The sequence below is a fragment of the Helicobacter sp. 12S02232-10 genome, assembly GCF_002272895.1.
Lineage (GTDB): Bacteria > Campylobacterota > Campylobacteria > Campylobacterales > Helicobacteraceae > Helicobacter_J.
The window spans coordinates 1-6,389 of sequence record NZ_MLAQ01000022.1 but is presented as its reverse complement, the minus strand read 5'-3'; the positions used below and the strand labels follow the sequence as shown (position 1 = coordinate 6,389).

Here is a 6,389-nt window from a genome sequence, read left to right as displayed (position 1 = left end):
CCCACCCTTTAAATCAAAAACAAAGCAAGAAGAACCAAAGAACCAAAGATCAACAATCCCGCCCAATAAACTAATAAACTAATAAACTAATAAACTAATAAACTAATAAGATAATAAGATAATAAGAATAAATCAGAAGAATAAAAAGAAGATTCCCTATCCCTGCATCGACCTACGTTCCCACGCCTGAAAGACGCAGTATCATCAGCGAAGAAGAGCTTAACTGCCAGGTTCGGAATGGAGCTGGGTGTTGCCTCTTCTCTATAGACACAAGGAAAAGGGAGTTAAAAACAAGGGATAATAGAATACCCATTCTTATAACAAGAGATTCTCAACTCTTTTAAGTTCCATTGTTCTTAACTCCATCTTCCTAATAAGGAAAATAAAATCTCATCAATAGCCTATAATTTTCAATGCTTCCATTAAAGAAAAATACTTTATCTTTAAAGTGCAAAGCTTTCGTAATAAAACATATATACACTCAATAAGGCAGTGATAACATACTCACGTTTTTATCTATAAATAATATTAGAATTAAGCCAAACGGTCTATTAGTAGTAGTCAGCTGAATGCATTACTGCACTTACACATCTACCCTATCAAGCAGGTAGTCTTCCTGCGACCTTCAGGGAAAGTTCATCTTGGAGTTGGCTTCCCGCTTAGATGCTTTCAGCGGTTATCACATCCGTGCGTAGCTACCCAGCGGTGCTCTTGGCAGAACAACTGGTACACTAGTGGCACGTCCATCCCGGTCCTCTCGTACTAGGGACAGCTCTCCTCAACTTTCCTACGCCCACGGCAGATAGGGACCGAACTGTCTCACGACGTTCTGAACCCAGCTCGCGTACCGCTTTAAATGGCGAACAGCCATACCCTTGGGACCTGCTCCAGCCCCAGGATGCGATGAGCCGACATCGAGGTGCCAAACCTCCCCGTCGATGTGAGCTCTTGGGGGAGATCAGCCTGTTATCCCCGGGGTACCTTTTATCCTTTGAGCGATGGCCCTTCCACACAGAACCACCGGATCACTATGACCGACTTTCGTCTCTGCTCGACTTGTTTGTCTCACAGTCAGGCTGGCTTATGCCATTACACTCAACTTGCGATTTCCAACCGCAATGAGCCAACCTTTGCAAGCCTCCGTTACTTTTTAGGAGGCGACCGCCCCAGTCAAACTACCCACCAGACATTGTCCTGCTAGAGGATAACTCTAGCCAGTTAGCAGACAGAAACATTAAGGGCGGTATCTCAAGGATGGCTCCATCTCCACCGGAGTGAAGATTTCAAAGCCTCCCGCCTATCCTGCGCATAATGCTCCCATCGGCAGTGCCAAGCTGTAGTAAAGGTCCACGGGGTCTTTCCGTCTTGCCGCGGGTAGGAGGAATTTTCACCTCCACTACAATTTCACTGAATCTCTCTTTGAGACAGCTCCCATCTCGTTACGCCATTCATGCAGGTCGGTATTTAACCGACAAGGAATTTCGCTACCTTAGGACCGTTATAGTTACGGCCGCCGTTTACTCGGGCTTCAATTCAAAGCTTCGCATTGCTGCTGACTGATCCTCTTAACCTTCGAGCACCGGGCAGGCGTCACACCTTATACTTCCTCTTACGAGTTTGCAAAGTGCTGTGTTTTTGGTAAACAGTCGGGAGGGACTCTTTGCTGAGACCTGATTGCTCAGGCACACCTTATCGCGAACTTACGGTGCCAGTTTGCAGAGTTCCTTAAAGAGAGTTCTTTCACGCGCCTTAGAATACTCATCTCATCTACCTGTGTCGGTTTGCGGTACGGGCAACCATTGCTAAACTTAGAGGCTTTTCTTGGCACGACGGTATCAGCGATTCTCCTATCGACCCGAAGGTTTCAAGAAGCCTGTAAGGTTTCGAATACAGAGGCGGATTTGCCTATCCTCCAATCTACGCCCTTCGACCGGCACTTCCATCAGCCGGCTCGCTTAACCCTATGCGTCCCCCCATCGCACACAATGGTTGGTATAGGAATATTAACCTATTTTCCATCGACTACCCATTTCTGACTTGTCTTAGGACCCGACTAACCCTACGATGACGAGCATCGCGTAGGAAACCTTAGATTTACGGCGAATATGATTCTCACATATTTTATCGCTACTCATTCCTGCATGCTCACTTCGCATCGCTCCAGCACTCCTTGCCGGTATGCCTTCAACGCTGATGCGAACGCTCTTCTACCACTGTGCATCAGCACAATCTGGAAATTCGGTGTCTATCTTAGCCCCGTTATATTTTCAGCGCGCAATCACTAGACCAGTGAGCTGTTACGCTTTCTTTAAAGGATGGCTGCTTCTAAGCCAACCTCCTGGTTGTCTGAGTAACTGTACATCTTTTTCCACTCAGAATAGAACTTTGGGACCTTATTTGCCAGTCTGGGTTGTTCCCCTTTTGACGATTGATTTTATCACCCACCGCCTGACTCCCAAGATAGGGTAACAGGTATTCGAAGTTTGATAGGGTTTGGTACCGCGGTGAGCAGCCCTAGCCCAATCAGTGCTCTACCCCCTGTTACTATCACTTGAGGCTATACCTAAATATATTTCGAAGAGAACCAGCTATCACTAAGTTTGTTTGGCCTTTCACCCCTATCCACAGCTCATCCCAACCCGTTTCAATGGGTACGAGTTCAGTCCTCCACGAGCTATTACACTCGTTTCAACTTGGCCATGGATAGATCACTTAGCTTCGGGTCTGCAGCATCTGACTAAACGCCCTATTAAGACTCGCTTTCGCTACGGCTTCGCGTTTGCTTAACCTTGCCAGACACCACAACTCGCAGGATCATTATGCAAAAGGCAGTCCGTCACCCTGATAAATCATAGGGCTCCGAATGATTGTAGGCAGATGGTTTCAGGTTCTATTTCACTCCGCTCACTGCGGTTCTTTTCACCTTTCCCTCACGGTACTTGTTCGCTATCGGTCAAAGAGGAGTATTTAGGGTTGGAGAGTGGTCTCCCCTGCTTCAGTCCGGATTTCACGTGTCCTGACCTACTCTGGATCCTGCTACCTATGAATAACTTTTCGCATACGGGGCTATCACCCTCTATGACTGATCTTTCCAAATCATTCTGCTAAGTTATTCAAGTGGATATTGCAGTCCACAACCCCAAGTGCAAGCACTTGGTTTGCCCTGTTCCCCGTTCGCTCGCCGCTACTAGGAGAATCTCGTTTGATTTCTTTTCCTCTAGGTACTGAGATGTTTCACTTCCCTAGGTTCGCTCCATTAAAGGTGACTAGTATCTCTACTAGCCGGGTTGCCCCATTCGGAAATCTATGGATCAAAGCTTCTTGACAGCTCCCCATAGCTTATCGCAGTCTAGTACGTCCTTCATCGCCTCTCTTTGCCAAGGCATCCACCATCTGCCCTTAAAAGCTTATTTCAATCTCAAATATACGTTCAAACAAACAAGTCTGTTCAAACAATATTCAAGATGCTTTTTAAGTATAGATAAATTACGTGAATATTCTAAAGTTATCACTGCCTTATTGAATGTATATCTTATCCTTAATGTAAAACAAATTCTATTTGAAAGATAAAACCAAAAACAAATGTTTCTCATTTATCCAAAAAAATAAATATGCTTCTTGTATAAGAATATTTCTTACTTCCATAAAACAGAGTAATCGTAGTTTTATTACTATTTTTTAGGCTATTGACAATGATATGTTAAACAACATTTAGACAAAAGTCTAATGCAAATCTTTTATTTGGTATTGCAATGATTTGTTTGCTTGAATGGCTTGAATTTATTGATTCTATTCTTAAGATCTTTGAGAGAATCCTAAGAGGTACCATCACAATCAATGCTAAAACCAAAAGACTCTGATTAAACTTTTTCAATTCATTTTTTAGAAAAACCAAAGTGTTTTCCCAAGAGAATGTTATGGTGGAGAATAGCGGGATCGAACCGCTGACCTCCTGCGTGCAAAGCAGGCGCTCTCCCAGCTGAGCTAATTCCCCTTGTTAAGATGGTGGGCTTAAGAGGAGTTGAACCTCTGACCTCACCCTTATCAGGGGTGCGCTCTAACCACCTGAGCTATAAGCCCCAATAACAGTCTCTTGTTTCAAATCCATCAATTGAAGAATCGATCTCTGAAAACTAAGCAAGAAAAGAAGTTTTCTATTCTATAGCACACCTTATTGATTACAGATGATTAAGATAAACAAATATCTTAATATGTCTCTAGAAAGGAGGTGATCCAACCGCAGGTTCACCTACGGTTACCTTGTTACGACTTCACCCCAGTCGCTGCATCCGCCGTGGACGGTAGCCAATTTAGCATCCCGGCTTAAGGCGAATACAACTCCCATGGTGTGACGGGCGGTGAGTACAAGACCCGGGAACGTATTCACCGTGACATTGCTGATTCACGATTACTAGCGATTCCAGCTTCATGTAGTCGAGTTGCAGACTACAATCCGAACTGAGAGATGTTTTTGAGATTTGCTCCGCCTTACGACCTTGCGTCTCTTTGTACATCCCATTGTAGCACGTGTGTAGCCCTAGGCGTAAGGGCCATGATGACTTGACGTCGTCCTCACCTTCCTCCTCCTTACGAAGGCAGTCTCCCTAGAGTGCTCAGCCGAACTGCTAGCAACTAAGGACGAGGGTTGCGCTCGTTGCGGGACTTAACCCAACATCTCACGACACGAGCTGACGACAGCCGTGCAGCACCTGTTTTCAGGGTCTAGCAAGCTAGACACTCCGTTATTTCTAACAGATTCCATCAATGTCAAGCCTAGGTAAGGTTCTTCGCGTATCTTCGAATTAAACCACATGCTCCACCGCTTGTGCGGGTCCCCGTCTATTCCTTTGAGTTTTAATCTTGCGACCGTACTCCCCAGGCGGGATGCTTAATGCGTTAGCTGCATTACCGGAAAGACAAGCCTCCCGACAACTAGCATCCATCGTTTAGGGCGTGGACTACCAGGGTATCTAATCCTGTTTGCTCCCCACGCTTTCGCGCATTAGCGTCAGTAATGTTCCAGCAGGTCGCCTTCGCAATGAGTATTCCTCTTGATCTCTACGGATTTTACCCCTACACCAAGAATTCCACCTACCTCTCCCATACTCTAGAGCAACAGTTTCAAATGCGGTTCTGCAGTTAAGCTGCAGGATTTCACATCTGACTTATTGCCCCGCCTACGCGCTCTTTACGCCCAGTGATTCCGAGTAACGCTTGCACCCTCCGTATTACCGCGGCTGCTGGCACGGAGTTAGCCGGTGCTTATTCCTAAGATACCGTCATTATCTTCTCTTAGAAAAGGAGTTTACAATCCTAAAACCTTCATCCTCCACGCGGCGTTGCTGCTTCAGGGTTTCCCCCATTGAGCAATATTCCCTACTGCTGCCTCCCGTAGGAGTCTGGACCGTGTCTCAGTTCCAGTGTGTCCGTTCACCCTCTCAGGCCGGATACCCGTCATTGCCTTGGTGAGCTCTTACCTCACCAACAAGCTGATAGGACATAGGCTGATCCTTTAGCGAAATTCTTTCCCCCGTAGGGAGTATCCGGTATTAATCACCGTTTCCAGTGGCTATCCCGAACTAAAGGGCACATTACCTATGCATTACTCACCCGTGCGCCACTAATCCGTCTGTAGCAAGCTACAAACTTCATCGTTCGACTTGCATGTATTAGGCACGCCGCCAGCGTTCACTCTGAGCCAGGATCAAACTCTCCATAAAAGTTAAGTTTGTCCCTCTCTCTTCGTGTCTCTATAAATCACAAAATAATTCCTCTCATTTCCCAAACAGATTCCAACAAAATATAAGAATTTAATCTTGTATTCTGTCTATCTCTGTTTAGGATTTTTGAAAGTCATAAACGAGTTGTATAGATAGTAACAACAAAAAAGAGATTTCGTCTTTATTTAAGAAGCTTCTCAAATAATATTCTATTTAATTTTTTATCAAGGATTCACAAATGATATAAAGCATACAAAAAACATTATTATAAGATGTGCTTTTAAAAATCAAAAACTTCATTCTCTTGCTTAGATTTCAAAGATCGTTACCCAATCAACAAATATTAAAACCTTTTAGTATTCAAATCCTGATTTGGACTTTGTCATTCCTAAAAAATCATATCTATCTGAAATTAAGTATTAAAGAACAACCACCAATTAGAAACAACATTAAAATCTCACACTAAAACTGAAAATATTTCATTTATCCAAAAGGAACATTGAAACATCCTCAATCTCAAACTTTAATTTCAATCATTTCTATCTCTCTATTAGAAAATCCAAAAGAGGTAAAAATTAAAAATTAATCGGAGAGTTTTAAATGAGGCTCACCTGAATGGGATTGGAATATTACAGGCAAGTAGCTTAAGGTTTGCTGAAAGAGTTAGAA

The 6,389-nt window shown here is 44.0% G+C and carries 2 tRNA genes and 3 rRNA genes; all 5 read right to left on the bottom strand.

Annotated elements, in window-relative coordinates:
• Nucleotides 1-159 precede the first annotated feature (159 nt).
• The 5 genes from rrf to BKH41_RS09405 all read right to left on the bottom strand — a co-directional run bounded on the left by rrf (nucleotide 160) and on the right by BKH41_RS09405 (nucleotide 5,720).
• A 5S ribosomal RNA gene (gene rrf, locus BKH41_RS09425) occupies nucleotides 160-275 on the bottom strand.
• Between the two features lie 255 nt (nucleotides 276-530).
• Nucleotides 531-3,413, bottom strand: a 23S ribosomal RNA gene (locus BKH41_RS09420).
• A gap of 505 nt (nucleotides 3,414-3,918) precedes the next feature.
• Nucleotides 3,919-3,994 (bottom strand) — tRNA-Ala (locus BKH41_RS09415).
• Between the two features lie 9 nt (nucleotides 3,995-4,003).
• Nucleotides 4,004-4,080 (bottom strand) — tRNA-Ile (locus BKH41_RS09410).
• A gap of 141 nt (nucleotides 4,081-4,221) precedes the next feature.
• Nucleotides 4,222-5,720, bottom strand: a 16S ribosomal RNA gene (locus BKH41_RS09405).
• The 16S, 23S and 5S rRNA genes sit together here with 2 tRNA genes alongside, the layout of an rRNA operon.
• Nucleotides 5,721-6,389: the final 669 nt, after the last annotated feature.